Source organism: Pararhodobacter sp. (genome assembly GCF_036802785.1).
Classification (GTDB): domain Bacteria; phylum Pseudomonadota; class Alphaproteobacteria; order Rhodobacterales; family Rhodobacteraceae; genus Pararhodobacter.
This window is the reverse complement of sequence record NZ_DAIRVN010000089.1, coordinates 1-19667: the sequence shown is the minus strand read 5'-3', so window position 1 is coordinate 19667 and position 19667 is coordinate 1. Positions and strand designations below refer to the sequence as shown.

Annotated in this window: 16 protein-coding genes; 8 read left to right on the top strand and 8 right to left on the bottom strand. The window is 65.7% G+C overall.

The genetic code is table 11. The features are described 5' to 3' along the window. From V7Q53_RS20905 to V7Q53_RS20880, 6 genes are all read right to left on the bottom strand, one after another. Positions 1–1117, bottom strand: a 1117-nt coding sequence (locus tag V7Q53_RS20905; RefSeq protein WP_333830790.1) for an NAD(P)/FAD-dependent oxidoreductase, incomplete at its 3' end; no start/stop codon positions are given. Beyond that, positions 1114–2511 (bottom strand): FAD/NAD(P)-dependent oxidoreductase, encoded by a 1398-nt coding sequence (locus V7Q53_RS20900; protein ID WP_333830789.1) that lies wholly within the window; start codon positions 2509–2511, stop codon positions 1114–1116. The genes V7Q53_RS20905 and V7Q53_RS20900, both read right to left, overlap by 4 nt. Beyond that, complete coding sequence (locus V7Q53_RS20895; protein WP_333830788.1) at positions 2498–2803, bottom strand: (2Fe-2S)-binding protein; 306 nt, start codon at positions 2801–2803, stop codon at positions 2498–2500. Before V7Q53_RS20895 ends, V7Q53_RS20900 begins: the two co-directional genes overlap by 14 nt. Before the next feature lie 10 nt (positions 2804–2813). Then, the gene (locus V7Q53_RS20890) at positions 2814–4385 is read right to left on the bottom strand and encodes an aldehyde dehydrogenase family protein (protein WP_333830787.1); all 1572 of its coding nucleotides are present in this window, start codon (positions 4383–4385) and stop codon (positions 2814–2816) included. Between the two features lie 15 nt (positions 4386–4400). Continuing rightward, positions 4401–6107, bottom strand: coding sequence for a hydantoinase B/oxoprolinase family protein (locus tag V7Q53_RS20885; protein ID WP_333830786.1), 1707 nt, complete (start codon positions 6105–6107; stop codon positions 4401–4403). Between the two features lie 13 nt (positions 6108–6120). Then, positions 6121–8184 (bottom strand): hydantoinase/oxoprolinase family protein, encoded by a 2064-nt coding sequence (locus tag V7Q53_RS20880; protein WP_333830785.1) that lies wholly within the window; start codon positions 8182–8184, stop codon positions 6121–6123. A 222-nt stretch (positions 8185–8406) separates the two neighbouring features. Here V7Q53_RS20880 and V7Q53_RS20875 point away from each other — a divergent pair, with 222 nt between their 5' ends. The 7 genes from V7Q53_RS20875 to V7Q53_RS20845 all read left to right on the top strand — a co-directional run bounded on the left by V7Q53_RS20875 (position 8407) and on the right by V7Q53_RS20845 (position 16271). Next, positions 8407–9192: an IclR family transcriptional regulator domain-containing protein gene (locus tag V7Q53_RS20875; RefSeq protein WP_333830784.1), complete on the top strand. Its 786-nt coding sequence runs from the start codon at positions 8407–8409 to the stop codon at positions 9190–9192. 228 nt (positions 9193–9420) lie between these two features. Further along, the gene (locus V7Q53_RS20870; protein WP_333830783.1) at positions 9421–10404 is read left to right on the top strand and encodes an ABC transporter ATP-binding protein; all 984 of its coding nucleotides are present in this window, start codon (positions 9421–9423) and stop codon (positions 10402–10404) included. Then, positions 10401–11438, top strand: a complete 1038-nt coding sequence (locus tag V7Q53_RS20865; protein ID WP_333830782.1) for an ABC transporter ATP-binding protein — start codon at positions 10401–10403, stop codon at positions 11436–11438. Before V7Q53_RS20870 ends, V7Q53_RS20865 begins: the two co-directional genes overlap by 4 nt. 40 nt (positions 11439–11478) lie before the next feature. Then, positions 11479–12978 carry an ABC transporter substrate-binding protein gene (locus V7Q53_RS20860; protein WP_333830781.1) on the top strand — a complete coding sequence of 500 codons (1500 nt, stop codon included), beginning with the start codon at positions 11479–11481 and terminating at the stop codon, positions 12976–12978. 73 nt (positions 12979–13051) lie between these two features. After that, on the top strand, positions 13052–13981 hold the full coding sequence (nikB, locus tag V7Q53_RS20855) for a nickel ABC transporter permease (protein ID WP_333830780.1): 930 nt from the start codon (positions 13052–13054) through the stop codon (positions 13979–13981). Beyond that, positions 13978–14880 (top strand): ABC transporter permease, encoded by a 903-nt coding sequence (locus V7Q53_RS20850; RefSeq protein ID WP_333830779.1) that lies wholly within the window; start codon positions 13978–13980, stop codon positions 14878–14880. The genes nikB and V7Q53_RS20850 overlap by 4 nt, the downstream gene beginning before the upstream one ends. Continuing rightward, positions 14880–16271 (top strand): MmgE/PrpD family protein, encoded by a 1392-nt coding sequence (locus V7Q53_RS20845; protein ID WP_333830778.1) that lies wholly within the window; start codon positions 14880–14882, stop codon positions 16269–16271. The genes V7Q53_RS20850 and V7Q53_RS20845 overlap by 1 nt, the downstream gene beginning before the upstream one ends. Positions 16272–17066: 795 nt before the next feature. Here V7Q53_RS20845 and V7Q53_RS20840 read toward each other — a convergent pair. Next, positions 17067–17843: an SDR family oxidoreductase gene (locus tag V7Q53_RS20840; RefSeq protein ID WP_333830777.1), complete on the bottom strand. Its 777-nt coding sequence runs from the start codon at positions 17841–17843 to the stop codon at positions 17067–17069. Beyond that, on the bottom strand, positions 17843–18163 hold the full coding sequence (locus V7Q53_RS20835; protein WP_333830776.1) for a nuclear transport factor 2 family protein: 321 nt from the start codon (positions 18161–18163) through the stop codon (positions 17843–17845). The genes V7Q53_RS20840 and V7Q53_RS20835 overlap by 1 nt, the downstream gene beginning before the upstream one ends. Positions 18164–18262: 99 nt before the next feature. On the opposite strand from V7Q53_RS20835, the gene V7Q53_RS20830 reads away from it, so the two are divergent. Continuing rightward, the gene (locus V7Q53_RS20830) at positions 18263–19171 is read left to right on the top strand and encodes a LysR family transcriptional regulator (RefSeq protein ID WP_333830775.1); all 909 of its coding nucleotides are present in this window, start codon (positions 18263–18265) and stop codon (positions 19169–19171) included. Positions 19172–19667 lie beyond the last annotated feature (496 nt).

Here is a 19667-nt window from a genome sequence, read left to right as displayed (position 1 = left end):
GGTCGGGGCGGAAGGCTGCAAGGTCAAGGCCGGTCGCGCCGGTCAGGATCAGCTCGGACAGGGTTTCGCCCACACCCAGCCCCATCTGGAACCCGTGGCCGCTAAAGCCGCGCGCGTGGAACAGACCCGCGTGCAGGCTGGAAGGGCCGATGACCGGCAGGCCATCGGGTGTGTGACCCTCGATCCCGGTCCAGGAGCGGATCACCGGCACGCGGGCGCAACCGGGCAACAGCCGGGCCAGCAGGGCGGGGGTGCAAGCAAAGGCGGCGTCACCGGGGCGGCTGCGCAGGCCATCGGGCGCGATACTGCCGCGCCCGCCGCCAAAGATCAGGTTGCCGCGCACGCTCTGGCGCAGGTAGATATCGCCCGAGACCACGCCCAGCACCGGCAGGTTCATCACCGGCACAGGTTCTGTCACGAACATCTGCGGCGCGGCGGGAGTGATGGGCAGTGCCTCCAGCCACGGGTCAAGCGCGGGGCCGGTCCAGGCGCCGGTGGCGCAGACGACGATATCGGCGGCGATGGCGATGCCGTCAGGCCCCTGCACAAGCCAGCCGGTGCCCTGTTGCGTGAGCCTGAGCACCGGGCAGTTTTCCACCACCCGAGCCCCGGCGGCCCGTGCCGCCCGCGCCAAACCGGACGAGACAAAACGCGGGTTGGCAAAGCCGTCACCGGCCAGAAACGAGGCCCCGACGACATGCGATGACAGCCGGGGATGGGCTTTCGCCAGCTCGGTAGGGGAAAGAAGGCGCGGTTCCAGCCCATGCGCCTGCCCGATGGGCAACCAGCGTTCCAGCGTGGCCATCTCGGCCTGTGAAAACGCCAGTTTCAGATGTCCCGGCGTTTCCAGATCGCAATCATGCCCGATCAGCCCGCGCAGCAGCGGCCAGAGGCGATGCGCGCGTAAAGCCAGCGGAAGTTCAGCCGCTGCGCGGGCGTGGCGGCGCACACCGCCGAAATTCACTCCGCTTGCATGGGCGCCAATGCTGCCGCGTTCCAGTAACGTCACCCGCGCACCTGCCTGCGTCAGAAAGAATGCGGTTGCGCAGCCCACGATTCCGCCGCCGATGACGCAGACCGACGGGCGCGGGGCCGGGGGGAGGGGAAGGATGCTCATGCTGCCCCCTTACGCGCGGCAGGCAGCGGTTTGACCGGCGCCTGCCCGCGCAAGCATCCCGCTTGCGCCCGGTCTATGCCGGTCTCGGCGGCCAACAGACCCGCCGCCACGTCGCCGCAAAGCCGTGACTGACAGCGCCCCATGCCGCAGCGGGTCAGCGCTTTCAGGCGGTTGATATCGGTCGGCTGCCAGTCAGCAATCGCGCGACGCAGATCGCCTGCGGTGATGCCTTCGCATCGGCAGACCATGGTGTCATCGGACAATGCCTTTATCCGTTCTTCGGGGAAGGGAAAGGCCGTCTCCAACCCCTTGCGGAAGCGGTGTTGCAGAGCCATCGCACCGCGCAGGGCAAAGGGGCGGCTGGCGGGCGCGGGATCGGGCTGGCCAATGTCGCGCAAGAGCGCGCGCGCGGCCAACTCGCCCGCGTACTCGGCGGCATGCGCGCCAGTGATCGCCACCATGTCACCGGCCAGATAGAGGCCGGGCACCGAGGCGCGGCCATCGGCATCGGTCTGAACCCGCCACTGCCCCTTGCTTGCATCGAACTGCGCAGCACAGCCCAGAAGCTCAGCCAGCTGACGCTCAGATTTCAACCCGTGACCCAGCGCGATGGCGTCGCCCTGAACCTGCCCGGATCGGCGCTGCCCGCGCCAGTGCAGGGTCAGCCCCTCGGTGGCGCTGTCAATCCGTTCGGCATGCGCGCCTTCAAGCACCGGCACGCCCATCCGCCGCAGCGCCAGCGCCATGCGCGCGCCCTGCAACAGAAGGGAGGGGCGCGCCAGCATACAAGGCAGCGCGCGCAGCTTGTCGCTGAGCCGCCCGGCATCGAGCACCGCCGCCGGCACCGCCCCGGCCTTGGCGTATTGCCATGCCACCAGATACAGCAGCGGGCCGGAGCCGGCAAAGACCGGGCGCTTGCCCACCACCTGCGCCTGCGCTTTCAGCATCACCTGCGCGCCGCCCAGCGACCAGACGCCCGGCGCCGTCCAGCCCGGCACCGGCAAGATGCGGTCCATCGCGCCGGTGGCCAGCACCAGGGCGGCCACATCCAGCACCTCATCCGCGCCACCCGGCCCGCGCAGGAACAGCCGGAAGCCGGTATCGCGGGCCTGCGCGTTCCAGACCAGCGTTTCCATGCGCAGCTCGATCCGGCCCTGCAGCGCCGCCAGCATGTCATCCAGCGCCTGCGCGCGCCGCCAGTCACGGCCGTAAAGCGCCCTGGGGCTGCGCAGGGCGCGCAGCGGGGCGGGTGGCTTGCGGTAGATCTGGCCACCCGGCTCGGGGCTTTCGTCAATCAGGACGGGGCGCAGACCGGCCTCGGCCAGCGCCTGCGCGGCGCGCAGCCCGGCGGGGCCTGCGCCGATCACCGCAACGGAGAGTTCATGCAGGGCCATGGCCGGTTTCCGTGATGATCTGCATTCCCGCGCGCGCCAGCGTCGTGCAGGCGCGCACCCGTTCGCCATCTGCCAGGCTGACCCAGCAATCCTGACAGGCCCCCATCAGGCAAAACCCGGCCCGCAGCACGGGCGTGCCGAACTCGGCCTGGCGCACATGCCCCCGCGCCCGCAGGAGCACGCTGAGCAGCGTGTCTCCGGCGCGCGCATTGACCGGCGCGCCGTCGATGGACAGCGCCAGCAGGGGCGTTTCGCCCGGAACGACGGGGTGAGCGACCGGGCGAAAGGTCATGGCGGGTGCTCTACTTTTTCCACAGGGTGAGGCTTTGCTCACGCATGAACTGCTGCACATAAAACGGCCCCAGCCCGCCCTTGGAGGACACGCCCGAACCCTTCCAGCCACAGAAGGTCTGGATGCCGGGCCATGCGCCGGTGGTGGCCCCGCTGGCGCGGTTGGCGTAAAGGGCGCCCGCTTCGGCACGGTCAAGGAACAGGTCCATATCGGCCTTGTCGGTGGTGTAGATCCCCGCCGTCAGGCCAAAGTCGATGGCGTTGCCGTCGGTGATGGCATCCTCCAGCCGGTCAAACCGCTGTACGGTCAGGAAGGGCAGAAACAACTCATCCTTGTGCAGGGGGTGGTCGGCGGGCAGGTCGGTGACGATGGTGGGTTCGACATAGGTGCCGTGATCGAACAGGCCGCCGGTCAGGCGGTTGCCGCCATGGGCGATGGTGCCGTCGCGCCTTGCATCGGCCACGGCGGCTTCAAACCGGGCGATGGCGGCGGCGTTGATCACCGGGCCCATGAACACATCGGCCTGCGCGGGGTCGCCGATCCTGATGGCGCGGGTGCGGGTGATCAGGTTTTCCATGAAAGCATCAAAGATCTCGGCCGCGACATAGACCTTGGACCCGGCCGAGCATTTCTGCCCCTGCAGGCCAAAGGCCGAGCGCATCATGCCCTGCGCGGCGGCGTCCAGATCGGCGCTTCTGGTGACATAGGTGGGGTTCTTGCCGCCCATTTCGGCAATGACCGGCCGGTTGAAGCGCCCGGCAGCGACGTTGCGCAGAATGCCCATGCCGACCGGATGGCTGCCGGTAAAGGCGATGCCGTCAAGGCCCGGATGCCCGGCCAGCGCGCGGCCGGTGCTGCCGTCACCGGTGATCATGTTGAACACGCCTGCGGGCAACCCGGCCTCTTGCGCCGCGTCAGCGATCAAGGCGCCGGTCAGCGCCGCCGCATCGCTGGGCTTGTAGACCACCGCATTGCCCGCCACCATCGCCGCCGAGGCCATGTTGACCGACAGTGCCAGCGGGAAGTTGAAGGGCGCGATGACGGCGAACACGCCCAGCGGGCGCAGCCGGTCGAGCGTTTCCTCATTGTCGAAGGCGCGCTGCATGGGGCGGATGAAGCCCTTGTTCTCTTCCATCTGGTCGCAATAGTAGCGCGCCAGATCCACCGCTTCCTCAGCCTCGCCAATCGCCTCCATCCGCGATTTGCCGACCTCGAACAGGCAGGCGGCGGCATAGTCGAACTTGCGCGCGTCCAGCACATCGGCAAAGCGGCGCACCGCGGCGACACGGTCCTGCCATGTCAGCGCGGCCCAGCCGGGTGCTGCCTTGCGCGCGGCTTGCACCGCGCGGTCAACCAATGCTGCATCGGCAATGCTATAGCCGCAGATCGCAAGACGGTTGTCGATGGGGCTGAGGGCCTGCGCCGCCGCCCCGCCCGTGACCATTTCACCGCCGATCAGATGCCGCCGGTCACGACCCAGCACGGTCTTGCGAACCTCCTCCAGCACCGTATCGAAATGGGCATGCACACCGGAAAAATCGGCATTGATGTTGGAATAGGTCACGCGGGGCAGGGTGGTCATGGTCATTTCCTCCGTTCAGGCCTTGGTGTCGTCAAAGCCGTAGTCTTTGCTTGCGGCCTCGGGCGAGATCAGCCCGGCCTCGATATCGGCGCGGATGCGGGCGGGTTCGCGTTTTTTCGGGTCGCCATAGCCGCCGCCGCCGGGGCTGATATGGGTGACGGTATCGCCCTGTTTCAGGAACTCGACATCGCCAATGGCGTATTCCAGCCTGCGTTCCTGCGGGGTGCCCCGGTTGATGACCCAGCCGCCGCCATCGGCGGGCAGGCCGCCCATCATGCCCTGCGGCGTGATGACCGATTTCTGCGAGGTGTGGTGGAAAAGCGGCTTTTCGCCCAGAACGCGGTATTCCAGCACCTGCCCCATACCGCCCCGCCAACGCCCGGCGCCGCCGGTATTCTCGGCGAATTCGCGCCGCAGATAGAGGACGGGCGCTTCAATCTCGGTGGCCTCGATCGGCGGAATGGGGCAGTTGGTGACGTGGCAGGACATGACATCAATACCGTCGCCAAAGGCCGTCGCGCCAATGCCGCCCGGCACCACCTCGGACGCCACGCCGATTTCGCCGGTATCCAGATTGGGCGCGACGGTAGAGTTGTAGAGGCAGCCGCAGCTGTCAGCCATCGCGCGCTCTGGCGCGGCCTGCGCAATCGCGCCCATCACCAGATCGACAATGGAATGGCAGACGATCATCCGCTGGAAACACGCCGCCGGAAGCTGGGCATTTACCAGCGTGCCCTTGGGCGCGATGATCGTCACCGGGGCCTTGCACCCCTCGGTATTGGCGATGCCGGGGTCGGTGATGCATTTCATAACGTAGTAGGTGGCGGCCATCGTCGCCGACAAAGGCGCGTTGATCGGTCCGTCCACCTGGGTGTCGGTGCCGGTGAAATCGAAGGTTACTTCGTCACCCGCCACCGTCATCTTGAGCTTCAGCTTGTAAGGCCCGCCCTTGGCGCCGTCATCAAGGATCGTTTCCTCATGGCTGTAGACACCATCGCGGATCGCGCGGATCTCGGCGCGGGTGCGGGCCTCAGACTGGCGGATGAGTTCATCAAAGGCGGCAAGAACAACCTCGGTGCCATAGGTGCCGAACAGCTTGCGGAATTCCTCGGCGCCGGTCTGAATGCCCGCGGCCTCGCCCATCAGGTCGTTTTCGAGAATGCGCGGCACCCGGCTGTTGTTGAGGATCAGCGCCATCAGCGATTCGTCGCGCTTGCCCTCGCGGATCAGCTTAAGGGGCGGGATGCGCAACCCCTCCTGCCAGATTTCCACACCCCAGCCGCGCGTGCCCATCCACATCGCGCCGATATCCATGTGGTGGACGTTCAGCGCGGTGAAACCCACCAGTTGGCCGTCATGGAACACCGGGTGAAAGGCGATGATGTCGTTGGTATGGTGCGAGGACAGCGATTCACCGCCCGCATAGGGGTCATTGGTGATGACCACATCGCCCGGTTTCCAGGTGTCGAGCGGGAAGTAATGATCAAGCACCGTGCGCAGGGTGATGCCGATGCAGTTGAGGTGAATGGGGATGCTTGCGCTTTCCGACAAGAGTCGGCCCTTGCCGTCAAAGAGCGCGGCAGAGCAATCCTCCATCTCCTTGATGATATAGGAGGTTCCCGAGCGGATCATGCGTTCCGCAATTTGCTCGGCGATCATGGTCAGCGCGTTGCGCACGATTTCCAGCGTGATCGGGTTTACGGGAGTGGCATTCGTGGTCATGGCCCTGGTCCCTTCAGGCGTTCGCATGGGTGATATGGGCATGGCGCCAGGCGTCCCATGTGGCGTTCCAGCCGGGGGGGATCACACAGGTCGAACCCGGATATTCGATGATTGCCGGCCCGTTCAGTGCCGCGCCCGCCGTGATTTCGGTGAAGCGGTAAACCGGCCAGTCATCAGGCTGGGGCGCACCATAGAGCACGGCGCGCGTACCGATGGGGGCGGGAGTTGAGGGCGCCGTGGTGTGCTCGGGCCATGGCAGGGGCGGCGGGGCGCTTGTGGCGGTGACCCGCAGGTTGACGATTTCCACCGAGTGATGGTCCAGCCGGTAGCCATAGACGCGCTGGTGTTCCTCATGGAACCGCGCGGCGAGGCCTGCCAGCATCGCGTCGGTGATCTCGGTTGCGGCAAGCGGCACCGTCAGCTCATAGGCCTGCCCCCGGTAGCGCAGATCGACGGCGCGCAGCACCTGAAGCTGGTCTTCGGGCACCGACTGGTCACGCAGCGCCTGCGCGGCCTCGTCCACAAGCGCGGCGTAATCGTCGGCCAGCACCTCAGGTGCGGCGCTTTCCAGTGGCTGAACGCGGGTGCGCACCATGTCATGGCGCACCTCGGCGGCCAGCAGGCCCGAGGCGGACACATTGCCCGGTGCGGCCGGGATCAGCACACGCTTCATGCCGATCGCCTCGGCCAGACTGACAGCATGCAGCGGCCCCGCGCCGCCAAAGCCGATCAGCGTGTGGCCGCGCGGATCAATCCCGCGCTGGACCGAGACCAGCTTGATGGCGTTGACCATATGCGCCTCGGCAATCGCCAGGATACCCAGCGCGGCTTCTTCCACCGACAGGCCCAGCGGCGTGGCGATCTTGTTGCGGATCGCGGCTTCGGCCAGATCCTGACGCAACACGCGGTCACCGTTGAGGAAGAAGTCACCGTTCAGCCGCCCGCAGAGCAGGTTGGCATCGGTCACCGTGGGGTTTTCACCGCCTTGCCCGTAGCAGGCCGGACCGGGGACCGAGCCCGCGCTGCGTGGCCCCACCTTGAGGCCGCCGCCACTGTCGATCCACGCAATCGAGCCGCCGCCCGCACCGATGGTCACAAGGTCCAGCATCGGCAGCAGCACCGGATAGCCCGCCAGCTTGCCGCGTGTGGTGGAGAAGGGGACATTGCCGGAAATCAGCGCTACATCTGACGAGGTGCCGCCCATGTCAAAGGTGATCGCATCGCTGACGCCGGTGGCGCGCGCCAGCGCATTGCCGCCGACGATCCCGGCGACGGGGCCGGAATGGGTGACGGCGGCGGGCAGGGTTTTCGCCAGATCAAAGCTCATGATGCCGCCATTGCCGCGCATGATGAACGGCATCCGGTGCGCGCCCTCACGCTTCAGCCGGGCGGTGAGGGTATCGAGATGCGCAATCATCGGGGCCAGCACGAAGGCATTGAGCGCGGTGGTCGAGGTGCGCTCATACTCGCGGAACTCGCGCGCGACATCGGATGACAGGGTGACGGGGACGCCCGGCAGCTCTTCAAGCGCAATTTCGGCAAGGCGGCGTTCGTGCACCGGGTTGGCATAGGCGTTGAGCAGGCAGATCGCCACCGCCAGCACACCCTTTTCGCGCAGCGCGCGCATCTCGGTGCGGGCCGTGGCCTCGTCCAGCGGGGTGACGATCCGGCCCTTGTGGTCGATTCGCTCGGGGACGCCACGGCGCAGGGCGCGTGGTACCAGCGGGCGCTGGGGGCGCCAATGGATGTCGTAGATATTGGGCTTGCGCACCGCGCGCCCGATCTCAAGCACATCGCGGAAACCGCCGGTTGTCAGCAGGCCGATGGGCAGATCCTGCTCTTCGACAATGATGTTGGTGACCAGCGTGGTGCCATAGTGAAAGGCGATATCGCCCATCCCCTCAGTGCCCATCTTGCCGGTTTCACGCAAGATGCGGGTGACGCCGTTCAGAATGCCGATGGAAAGGTCTTCGGGGGTCGTCGGTACCTTGAGGGTGTGAAACGCGCCGTCCTCGCGGTCAAGAAGCACGATGTCGGTATGGGTGCCGCCCGTGTCGACGCCGATCTGCACTGTCATGGATTCTGTTCCTCTGTCGCCGCCTGCTGGCGCAGCTCCTTAATATTGTGCGACTATCGCACAATAGCGCGCAAATCGCACCACAAGTGATATTGGTCCGAATCCTGTCTGTCAATTGGAAGATCGCGCCGCGCGGGCGATTTCTGGCGGCGGTGCGTTGCCTTGCCTGTCCGGGTGCGGCGGCGGTAAGGTGTCCGGCACTCATTCACACAGGAAGCGGCGATGGACAGCGAGACCCCCAAACCTGTGCGCGAAGGCGATCTTTTGCAGACGCTGACGCGTGGCCTGGCGGTTATCGCCTGCTTTGACCGGCGCAGCCCGCGCATGACGCCCACCGAGGTGGCGCGCAAGACCGGCCTGACCCGCGCCGCCGCCCGGCGTATCCTGCTGACGCTGGTGCATACCGGCCACGCGCGCACGGATGGCAAGATGTTTGAACTGTCGGCACGGGTGCTGGAGCTTGGCTATGCCTATCTGTCCTCGTTCGGGCTGCCCGAGGTGGCGCGCGCCGCGATGGAGGAGGTCACGCGCGAGCTGGGGGAAAGCAGTTCCATGGCGGTGCTGGACCGGGGCGAGATCATCTATATCGCCCGCGTTCAGGCGCAGCGAATCATGGAGCAGGTGCTGGAAGTGGGTCTGCGTTTGCCCGCGCATGCCACCGCGCTGGGGCAGGTTTTGCTGGCCGCGCTGCCCGATGATGAGCTGGCGGATCTGCTGGATGCCTATCCGCTCTATGCCCTGACCGACCGCACCATCACCGACCGCGAAACGCTGCTGGAGCGGATCGAACAGGTGCGCCAGCAGGGCTATGCGATGGTCGATGAGGAGTTGGAGCGCGGTGTGCGCTCTATCGCCGTGCCGATCCGCGATCGCCGTAACCGGGTGATTGCCGCGCTGAACGTGGGCGCACATGTCGGCCGCGTATCGGTCGAGGATATGACCGGCGCGGTGCTGATCGCGCTGCGCCGCGCGGCGAACGAGATTGAGCGGCCGATCGGCCATCTCTGACCCCAAAATCTGACGCGATGATCTGACCGCCGCCGATTCGGCGTGGCGGGCGATGGCTTTTGCGTGCCTTGGCGGCCGCCGGGGCGGTTTTTCCTGCGCCGTGACGCCGGGTGTATTGAGCCGCTTGACAGCAGAGGGAATCGGGCAATAAGGTGTGCGTATAACGGCAGTATGTGCGGAAATCGCACAAAGGTTGCGAAACCGCGGATCAGGAGAGGGGCACAGGCGATGGACGGCAGGGCAGCCCAGCCCCTGATGGCGATCGAGAACCTTGGCATCCGCTTTGGCGGCGCCCGGGGCCCGCGGATCATTGATGGTGTCTCGCTGGTGCTGAACAAGGGCGAGACCCTTGGCATCGTCGGTGAATCAGGCTGCGGAAAAAGCATTCTGTCGCTGTCGGTTCTGGGCCTGCTGCCTGATGGCGCGCGCATCACCGAAGGATCGATCAGCCTTGAGGGGCAGAACCTGTCCACCCTCAGCCCGCGTGCGCTGCGGGCGCTGCGGGGCAATCAGATTTCCATGGTGTTTCAGGAGCCGATGACCGCGCTCAACCCTGTGCTGAGCGTGGGTTCGCAACTGGCCGAGGTGTTTCGCACCCATCGCGGCGCGTCACGCAAGGAAGCCCGGCAGATGGCTGTCGAGGCACTGCGCGCGGTCGGCGTGGCCTCGCCCGAGACGCGGATCAGGGCCTATCCGGCGCAACTTTCGGGGGGGATGCGCCAGCGGGTGATGATCGCCATGGCGCTGGCCTGCCACCCCAAGATCCTGATCGCCGACGAACCCACCACCGCGCTGGATGTCACCATCCAGGCGCAGATCCTTGATCTGATGCGCAGCCTGCGCAAGGATTTCGACACCTCGATCCTGTTCATCAGCCATGATCTGGGGGTGATCGCGGAAGTGTCTGACCGGGTGGCGGTGCTTTACTCTGGTGTCGTGGTCGAGGAAGCGCCGACCGCTGAGATTTTCGACAACCCGCGCCACCCCTATACGCGCGGCTTGCTGGAAGCGCTGCCGCAGCCCGATACCGAAACCCTGCCGGACCTGCTGTTCGAGATCCCCGGCACCGTGCCCCCGCCCGAGGCTCGGCCATCAGGCTGCCGCTTCCATCCGCGCTGCCCCATCGCCACCGACCGCTGCCGGGCCGAGGAACCGCCGATCATCGAGATTGTCCCCGCCCACCGCGTGGCCTGCTGGGAGGTGCGCGCATGACGGCCTTGCTGGAAGTGCGCGACCTGACCAAGCGCTTTGCCATGGGCGGCGGGCTGTTCGGGCGGAGCCGTAAGGTGGTGCATGCCGTAGATGGCGTGTCGCTGTCCCTGCAACCGGGCGAGACGCTGGGGATTGTGGGCGAATCCGGTTGCGGCAAGTCCACGTTGGCGCGTGCGCTGATGCGGCTGATCGAGCCGAGTTCGGGTGCGGTGACGTTTCGCGGCGAGGATCTGATGGCGATGACGCCTGCGGAACTGCGCCGCGCCCGCCAGCATATGCAGATCGTGTTCCAAGACCCCTATGGCTCGCTCAACCCGCGCATGACTGTGCGCCAGATCATTGATGAGCCGCTGCGCGTCCATGCCCCCGCGGCTGATGCCGTGCGGCTGGAGCGGATCGCAGAGGCGCTGGATGTGGTGGGGCTGGGCCGCCATGTGCTGGACCGTCACCCGCATGAGTTTTCGGGCGGGCAGCGACAGCGGATCTCGATTGCCCGCGCCATGGTGTTGCGCCCGGCGATGCTGATCGGCGATGAGCCGGTTTCGGCGCTCGATGTCTCGGTGCGCGCGCAGATCCTGAACCTGCTCAAGCGCATCCAGCGTGAAACGCAGGTGGGCTATGTGATCGTCAGCCACGATCTGGGCGCGATCCGCTATATCTGCCACCGGGTGGCGGTGATGTATCTGGGCCGCGTGGTTGAGGAGGGGCCGGTTGAAACCGTGTTCCGCGACCCGCAGCACCCCTATACGCAGGTGCTGGTTTCCGCCGTGCCGGTGCCGCGCGTCCATGGGCGCAAGGCGCGTATGGTGCTGACCGGCGAGGTTCCCTCGCCGCTGGACCCGCCGCCGGGTTGCCATTTCCATACGCGTTGCCCCCTCGCCACCGCGCGCTGCCGCGCCGAGGTGCCGGTGCTGCGCGATATCGGTGGGGGCCGCAAGGCTGCCTGCCACCTTCTGACCGCGGCGGACGATCCCGCTGCCGGCCCGATGCCGATCAATAACGCCGGGGCACCGCCCACGGCGACAAGAGCCTGACAAGGGTCCGTCACGCACGCTCAACAAGAGGTATCCGCTGATGAGCTTCCTGCCAAGAAAGGTGACCGCCGCACTGAGTGCGCTGTCGCTTGCCCTATGCGCCACCACGGCGCTTTCAGAAACCCGCACGCTGATTGTCGTGCAGTCCGGCGAACCCGTCGGGCTGGATGCGATGCAGAACAACCTTCAGCATTCGCTGAACGTGGCGTTCAACATTCAGGACCGGCTGTTCGAACCGCTGGAAGATGGCGGCGTCGCGCCCGGCATCGCGGAAAGCTGGGATTTCCCCGATGACACCACGCTTGTCGTCAAAATCCGCCCCGGCCTGACCTTCCACAACGGCGAGCCGATTGATGCCGAGGCCGTGCGCTATTCGTTCGAGCGGCTGGTGGATGAAAGCCTTGGTTCGCCGCATCGCGGGCGGATGGGGCAGGTATCCGGGGTGCGGGTGGTTGACGAGATGACGGTGGAGTTCACCACCTCGGCCCCCTTCGCGCCGATCCTGCATCTGATGAGCTATTACCTGCCAATCGTGCCGCCGGTCGCCACGGCTGCCACGGAAACCGACGCTTTCAACCGCAATCCCATCGGCGCCGGCCCATACAGGCTGGAAAGCTGGGAACGGGGCGGCGATGTGGTGCTGAGTGCGTTTGACGGCTATTGGGGCGACGCGCCAGGCTATGACCGCGTGATTTTCCGCACCATCCCTGAGGAAAGTGCGCGCGTGGCGTCATTCGTCACCGGCGAGGTGCAGATCATCGAAGGCGTCTCGGTGCGCAGCCAGCAGAGCATCGAGCGTTCCGGCGCGGGTACGCTGACCGACAGCATGGGTGTGATGCCTTATGTCGGGCTGAACACTCGTGACGGCATCTTTACCGATGAGCGTGTGCGTCAGGCGGTTAACCTGGGTGTGAACCGTGACCTGATCAACGAGGCGCTGTTCAACGGGCGGGGCATTCTGGCCGCCGGGCCGATCAGCCCGCGCACCTTTGGCGCCGATCTCTCGCTTGAGCCCTATCCCTATGACCCCGAACGCGCCCGGGAGCTTCTGGCCGAGGCGGGCTATCCGGACGGGTTTGAAACCACGCTCTCGTACCCTACCAACATGACCCAGATCAACGAACAGGCGCAGGCCATTGCCGCCGATCTGGAACTGATCGGTGTGCGCGCCGCCCTGCAGCCGCTGGACCGTGCGGTGATGTGGGAACGTTATGTGGCCCGCGAGCATGACATGTTCATCTACTGGTGGGATGATAACCCGGAGCCGGACCGCTACATGTATTCGCTGTTTCACTCCAACAGCCGCGACTACTACTACTCCAACCCCGAAACCGATGCCGCGCTGGAACTTGGCCGCTCAACCCTCGACCGTGAGGAACGCGCGGAAATCTATGCCGGGATCGACCGGGCGCTCTATGACGAGGCGCCGTGGCTCTACCTCTATATCGTGCCGGAAACCTATGCCGTGGCAAGCGACGTGAACTACACGGGCCGCCGCGACGGGTTCCTGTTCGTGCGCTTCGCTGAACCCGCGAACTGAGCACACACATCCTTCACCGGCCCGGGCGCTGCACCCGGGCCGGTGATCTCGAGCATGAGACCGGAGTTCACGCATGTCCCGATATCTGTTGCGGCGGTTGTCCCACACGGTGCTGGTGATCATCGGCATTTCGGTGATCAGTTTCTTCTTTCTGCATTTGTCGGGTGACCCGGTGGGCCTGATCCTGCCGCAGGATGCCACGCGTGAACAGATCGCGGCGTTGCGCCAGCAGATGCGGTTGGATGACCCGATCGTTCTGCAGTACTGGCATTTCGCTACCTCGGCGCTGCAGGGCGACCTTGGCCGCTCAATCTACACGCGCGAGCCAGTTCTATGGCTGATACTGGAACGCATGCCCGCCACGCTTGAGTTGGCGATTGCGGCACTTCTGCTCAGTCTGGTGATCGCCATTCCCATCGGTGTGCTGGCCGCCGTCAAGCGCGGCTCGTGGCTGGATACGATCAGCATGAGCGTGGCGCTGTTTGGGCTGTCGATGCCGCATTTCTGGCTGGGGATCATGTTCATCATGCTGTTCTCGGTACAGTTGGGCTGGCTGCCCACCTCCGGGCGCGGGACCTGGGCACAACTGGTGATGCCCTCGATGGCGCTGGGAATTTCGCTGATCGCGCTGTTTGCGCGCCTCACCCGCTCGGCGATGCTGGATGTTCTTGGTCAGGATTACGTGCGCACCGCGCGCGCCAAGGGGCTGGGCGAGGGGCTGGTTGTCGGCAAGCATGCCCTGCGCAACGCGCTCATCCCGCTGGTGACGGTGATCGGCATGGAGTTTGGGTTTTTGCTGGGCGGTGCGGTGATCATTGAAACGGTGTTCGCATGGCCCGGCGTGGGGCGGCTGATCGTACAGTCGATCCTGGATCGCGATTACCCGGTGGTGCAGGCCGCCGTGATGCTACTGGCGATTGTCTTTGTGGTGGTGAACCTGCTGGTTGACCTGCTCTACGCCTGGCTTGACCCCAACATCAGCTATGACAGGAGCGGCGCGTGACGCATACAATTGATATCCCGGTCGCCGTGCCCGCGCCGCATGGCCTGCGTCGGATGCTGGGCGAACTGCGCCATCACCGCAGTGCCATGATCGGCGGCGTGATGCTGGTGCTGATCGTGTTTGCGTGCTTCGTGCTGCCATGGATCTGGGGTGTCAGCGCCACGCAGACCAGCTTGCTGACCCGCTTCCTGCCGCCCGTCTGGGCCGAGGGCGGCAGCTGGGCGCATCCGCTGGGCACCGACAATCTGGGCCGCGACGTGATGGCGCGCATTCTGGTGGGCGGCCGGGTCTCGCTTCTGGTGGCTTTCTGCACGGTGTCGGTGGCGGTGTCGGTGGGGCTGCTGCTGGGCACACTGGCGGGCTATTTCGGCGGCTGGGTGGACAGCGTGATCATGCGGGTCGGCGATCTGTTTCTGGCCTATCCGTTCATGCTGCTGACCATCTCGGTGATCGCCATTCTGGGCCCCTCGCTGTGGGTGCTGATACTGGTGCTGGCGTTGTCGGACTGGGTAACCTATGCGCGCACCGTGCGCGGCAGCGTGCTGTCGGTCAAGGGGCGCGAATACGTCACCGCAGCGCGGTCCATCGGCACCTCGGACGGGGTGATCCTGCGCACCCATATCCTGCCGAACATCCTGTCGCCGGTGCTGGTGCTGGGCACGGTGCGGGCAGCGAACTACATCATCTGGGAAAGCGGGCTGTCGTTTCTGGGCATGGGTGTGCCGCCCCCCACGCCCACCTGGGGAATGATGCTGGCCGAGGGGCGCAATTTCATCCTCGATGCCTGGTGGCTTGCAACCTTGCCGGGTCTTGCCATCATGGCAACCATCCTGTCTGTGAATCTGGTGGGCGACGGGCTGCGCGACGTCCTCGACCCACGACTGAAAGGGAAAAAATAATGAAGACCTTCGGCCTTGCCCGCAACGCAATGACTGGCTCAGCTGCGCCCCGGCGCAATGACGCGCTGGAACTGCTGGCCGACTATGCGTTGGACATGCGCTTTGACCGCTTACCCCCGGAGACCATTGCTTCGGCGCAGAACTGCGTGCTGGACTGCATCGCCTCGGCCATTGCCGGGGCGCATAACCCCGGCGCGCGGGCGGCGCGCGTGGCCGCGGGTATGGCATTCGGGCAGGGCGCGCATTCCACCGTCTGGTTTGCAGGCACCCGGATGCCAACGGCCGCCGCGATTCTGGCGAACAGCACGGCCGCCAGCATTCTTGACCTTGACGACGGCCACCGCGCCGCTACTGGCCATCCCGGCGCAGCGATCATCCCGGTGTGTCTGGCCGTGGCCGAAGAGCAGGGTTCAAGCTGGGAAGAACTGATCACCGCCATCGTCATTGGCTACGAGATCGCGGTGCGGGTTGCAGCGGGGCGTGATTTCAGCCGCCTTGACACCATGTCCACCGGCAAGTGGTGTAACTATGGTGTTGCCGCCGCCGTCAGCCGGCTGCGCGGGCTGAAACGGGGGACGATGATACAGGCCATGGCGGTCTCAGGCGTTTACGGCCCCAATCAGTCGGCAGCGGGTTATTCCAAGGTCATGGGCAACCACGCCAAGGAAGGGATCACCTGGAGCACCGTCACAGGCTGCGTGGCCGCGTCGCTGGCTGAGGCGGGGTTCACCGGGCCGACTGACATTCTGGACCACCCCGCCTATTTCGACCGCGCGTCGATCCTGCGGGGGCTGGGGCGGTCGTTTGCCATCGACCGGGTCTATTTCAAACCCTATTCCTGCTGCCGCTGGGCTCATGCCGCCATCGACGGGCTGGCCGACATCTTCGAGGGCGACGGACTGCGCTGGGAAGCGGTGAAATCGGTCGAGGTATATACCTTCGAGCGCGCGCTCAAGCTCAACAACGAACCGGACCCGAACACGCTGGAGGGTGCGCAATATTCGGTGCCCTTCGTGCTGGGTGTGGCGGCTGTCGAGGGGCGCAGCGCGCTTTTGCCGCTGACCGAAGAGAGCTTGCACCGGCCCGAGACGGTGGATTTTGCAGGCCGTGTCTCGCTTCTGGTTGATGAGGAAATAGACGCTGCGTTTCCGGCGACCACCGGCGCGCGGATCGTGCTGAAAACCGCAACGGGGCAACACACGCGTGAGGTGCTCCATCCGTTGGGCGATCCGGACAATCCAATGCCCCGAGGCCAATTGGTGAAGAAGTTCTGCGTGGCCACGCGCAATACTATCAGTGCAGAACGACAGGCAGACTTTCTGAGAGCTTTTGATGCGCTCAACTCAGGCGACTACGCCCCCCTCCTGCATGAACTCACTAGGACAATGTAAAGCAACGAGGGCGATAGCCGCCCTCCGACGCGCCCTTGGCCGGACGACGAACCTGGTCATCATCGAACTATCTCTGCGCGACATGAAAGCTGCGCGCGCCGGACGATTGCTCAACACGCGCCGACCGTCCCGGTGATTGTCACGAACACGCTGGGAATGGCATAGCCGCAGTCTGGCTTGTGGAATCCTGTGACCGGGGCGAGGAATTCGGCCCCGCCCGACCGCCTCGGCAACGCGTGCCGTTACCAGCCCGCTGCCGCAGGCGGTTGCCAGCGCACACGTACCTGGCTCAGGCCCGGCCACCGCCTCCACACGGCCCTGCGCGCAGGGCCTCTATTGGCAACCCGATTGCCAAACAGGCCAGTAAAGCGGCACAGCCATAAACGCCCGGCGCCGGGGCGCTGCCTGCGCCACCCAATGCCTCGGGCGTTTCAAAGGAGAGCGTCAGGTAGCCCCTCGGTCGTGGTCAGGCCTGGGCCAGTTCGGGCGCGCGCATGACAGATGACGCGTGCGCTGGCCAGGCCGTACGGTGACCGTATGCGCCACACTCTCACAGCGACCGGGCGGTCCAGCCGACGCCAGTAGCCTCGAGCATCCTTTCACCGGGATTCGGGTCGAACCGGCACAAACAGTAATCGAGGGCACTGGCGATATGCCTGCTGATTGCGTCATCGGTCGCGCCACCCGGACTCCAGATCTTCCCAGGGCGATCGTTATGCGGTTGAGTGGTTGGGTTCATTGATGGTCGTCCACCCACGCGGCAAGGTGCATAGATCACGCAATGCTATTGAGGTGCTATGCCGTCGGCACCGTCCCACCGTCGATCACATATTCGGTTCCGGTTAGGGTGGCTGCGCGGTCCGAGGCAAGGAAGGCAATCAGGTTGGCGATCTCAGCCGGCTTCGATGGGCGGCCGATGGGGATGCCGCCGAGGCTGTCCATGATGATCCGGCGTCCTCCGTCCAGATCCGTGCCTGCCTCAGCTGCCACGCGTTCGGCCAGCCGGACCGAGGCTTCGGTCTCGATCCACCCCGGCGCCACGCGCACCACGCGCACGCCTTTGGGCGCGATCTCCTTAGATAGGCTCTTGCTGTAGACCGACAGCGCGGCCTTGGCGGCGGCATAGGCGGTGGTCGCTTCGGGCAGCGGCAGGCGGGCTTGGATCGAGGTGACATGGATCACCACCCCTGCGCCCTGCGCGATCATGGCGGGCACCAGCGCCCGATCCAGCCGCAGGGCGGGCAGCAGGTTCAGCGCCAGCTCAGCCTGCCATTCCGCATCGCCCAAGGCCGCAAAGCCGCCGCCGGGCGCGGAGGAGCCGCCCAGCATATGGACGATGATGTCGGTGCCGCCCATCCGGTCCTGCACGGCCTTGGCGACGGCCTCGCATCCCTCCGGGGTCGTCAGATCGGCGGCAACGAACAGCGCGTCCGGCAGGGCGACAGGCTTGCGCGCCGTGGTCAGGACCTGCGCACCAAGCTCGCGGAACAGCGCCACGGTGGCCGCGCCCGCGCCCTGTGTGCCACCGGTGATCAGGGCGCGCTTTCCCTTCAGCGTCAGAAACCCGGGCATCAGCCGATCTCCAGATCGGAGATGTGGTCGCCCGCCAGCCCGAAGGTGAAGGTCAGCACGGCAGGGCTGCCGGGAAAATCGCCGATCACGCTCGCCCGGACGACGGTCTTTCCCCTTGCCTGCGCGAGATCCATCGGCTCGGCATGGTGGCGATATTTGGCCTTGGCGGCCAACCACCACGCGCGGATCGCCTGCGGGCCGCGATGGCTGTGGCCCTCGTCATGGACGATGGCATCCGGGGCAAAGGCGGCGGCAAGAACGTCGCCATCCTGCGGCGCGCGGGCGGTGAAATAGGTCTGGATGGGGCGGGGCAGCTGCATGGGTCGGTCCTCTCCGGTTCTGATGACTTCAACATAGCGCTGGACGGGCATGCGGATAATCAGGATAAATCGGCATCTTGAGATGACAGGAACGGGATAATGGACCATGGGTTGAAGGGGCTGGAGGCGGTGCTGGCCATCGCACGGCGCGGATCGTTCCGGTCGGCGGCGCTGGATCTGGGCATGTCGACCACCGCGCTGTCGCATACTATCGCGCGGCTGGAGGCGAACCTTGGCGTGCGCCTGTTCAACCGCACCACGCGCAGCGTGTCGCTGAGCGATGCCGGGCGCGCCTTCGTCGAGCGCATCGCCCCCGCCGTGGCCGAGATCCGCGGGGCGATGGAGGTGGCGCAGTCGCAGCGGCAGACACCGTCGGGGGTGTTGCGGATCAACGCCTCGGTCCAGGCGGGACGGGAAATCGCGCCGCTGGTTCTGACCTTCCTGCGCCGATACCCCGACATGCAGGTGGATCTGGTCACCGAGGGGCGGCTGGTCGACATCGTGGCCGAGGGGTTCGACCTGGGTTTGCGCCCCGCCGGTTTGGTGCCCCGCGACATGATCGCCCTGCCGCTTGGCCGACCGCAGCGCTATGCCGTGGTCGCATCGCCCGAGTGGCTTGCGACCCATGGCACGCCCTTGACCCCGGCCGATCTGCCGTTGCGCCATTGCATCCGCGTGCGCCTGCCAAACGGTGCGCTGTTCCGCTGGTCGTTCCAGCGCGACGGAGAGGCGGTTCAGATCGAGGCTCAGGGCCGCCTGACCCTGGACGAAGCCGCCATCGCGCGCACAGCCGTCTTGGACGGCGCCGGCATCGGGTTCTTCATCGAGCAGGACGTGGCGGATGACATCGCCGCCGGGCGGCTGGTCCGCCTGCTGGACGACTGGACCCCGCCCCGACCGGGATTCAGCCTTTATTATCCCGGACCGCGCAACCCGACGGCAGGGTTCAAGGCGTTCCTTGCCATGGTGAGAGACGCGGCGGCCCAAAATGCGACAACTGGCAGATGAGCCAGAACGGTCCATACCTGCCATTTATCGACGGACGCATGCTGCGTTGCAGCCTTCCAAAAGCGACGGTTCGCGATGGCGTGCAGCATCGTTTTTTCCCGTGGGTTGGCAGCGCGGATGATGCAGACAGTGGGAAACTGGCAACCGCACCGTCAAAGTTGCTTCGATATTGATGACGTCTTGCTTACTCTGCCGCTCGCACAGGCGTGCGAATTATGATCCTGCGCTGATAAAGAGCAACGCGGCTCCAATCCTCAAGGTTCACCTGCAGGTGACGTTGCCCCCAACTTTTATCCAGCGTGAGCGAGATTCCGGGTTTGAGCTTTGCCCATTTGGGCGGTTTTTGCAACGGGGGCTGGCGCGGAGCTTTGCGGTTTGCTGCGCTTTGTCCCGATCAAATCGCGCGAGGACCAGGCATTTCTGATGCTGCACAGAGCCCGAGGGATTCTGGTCCGACAGAGAACGATGGCAGCTTGTGCATTCCGAGCGCATTTGG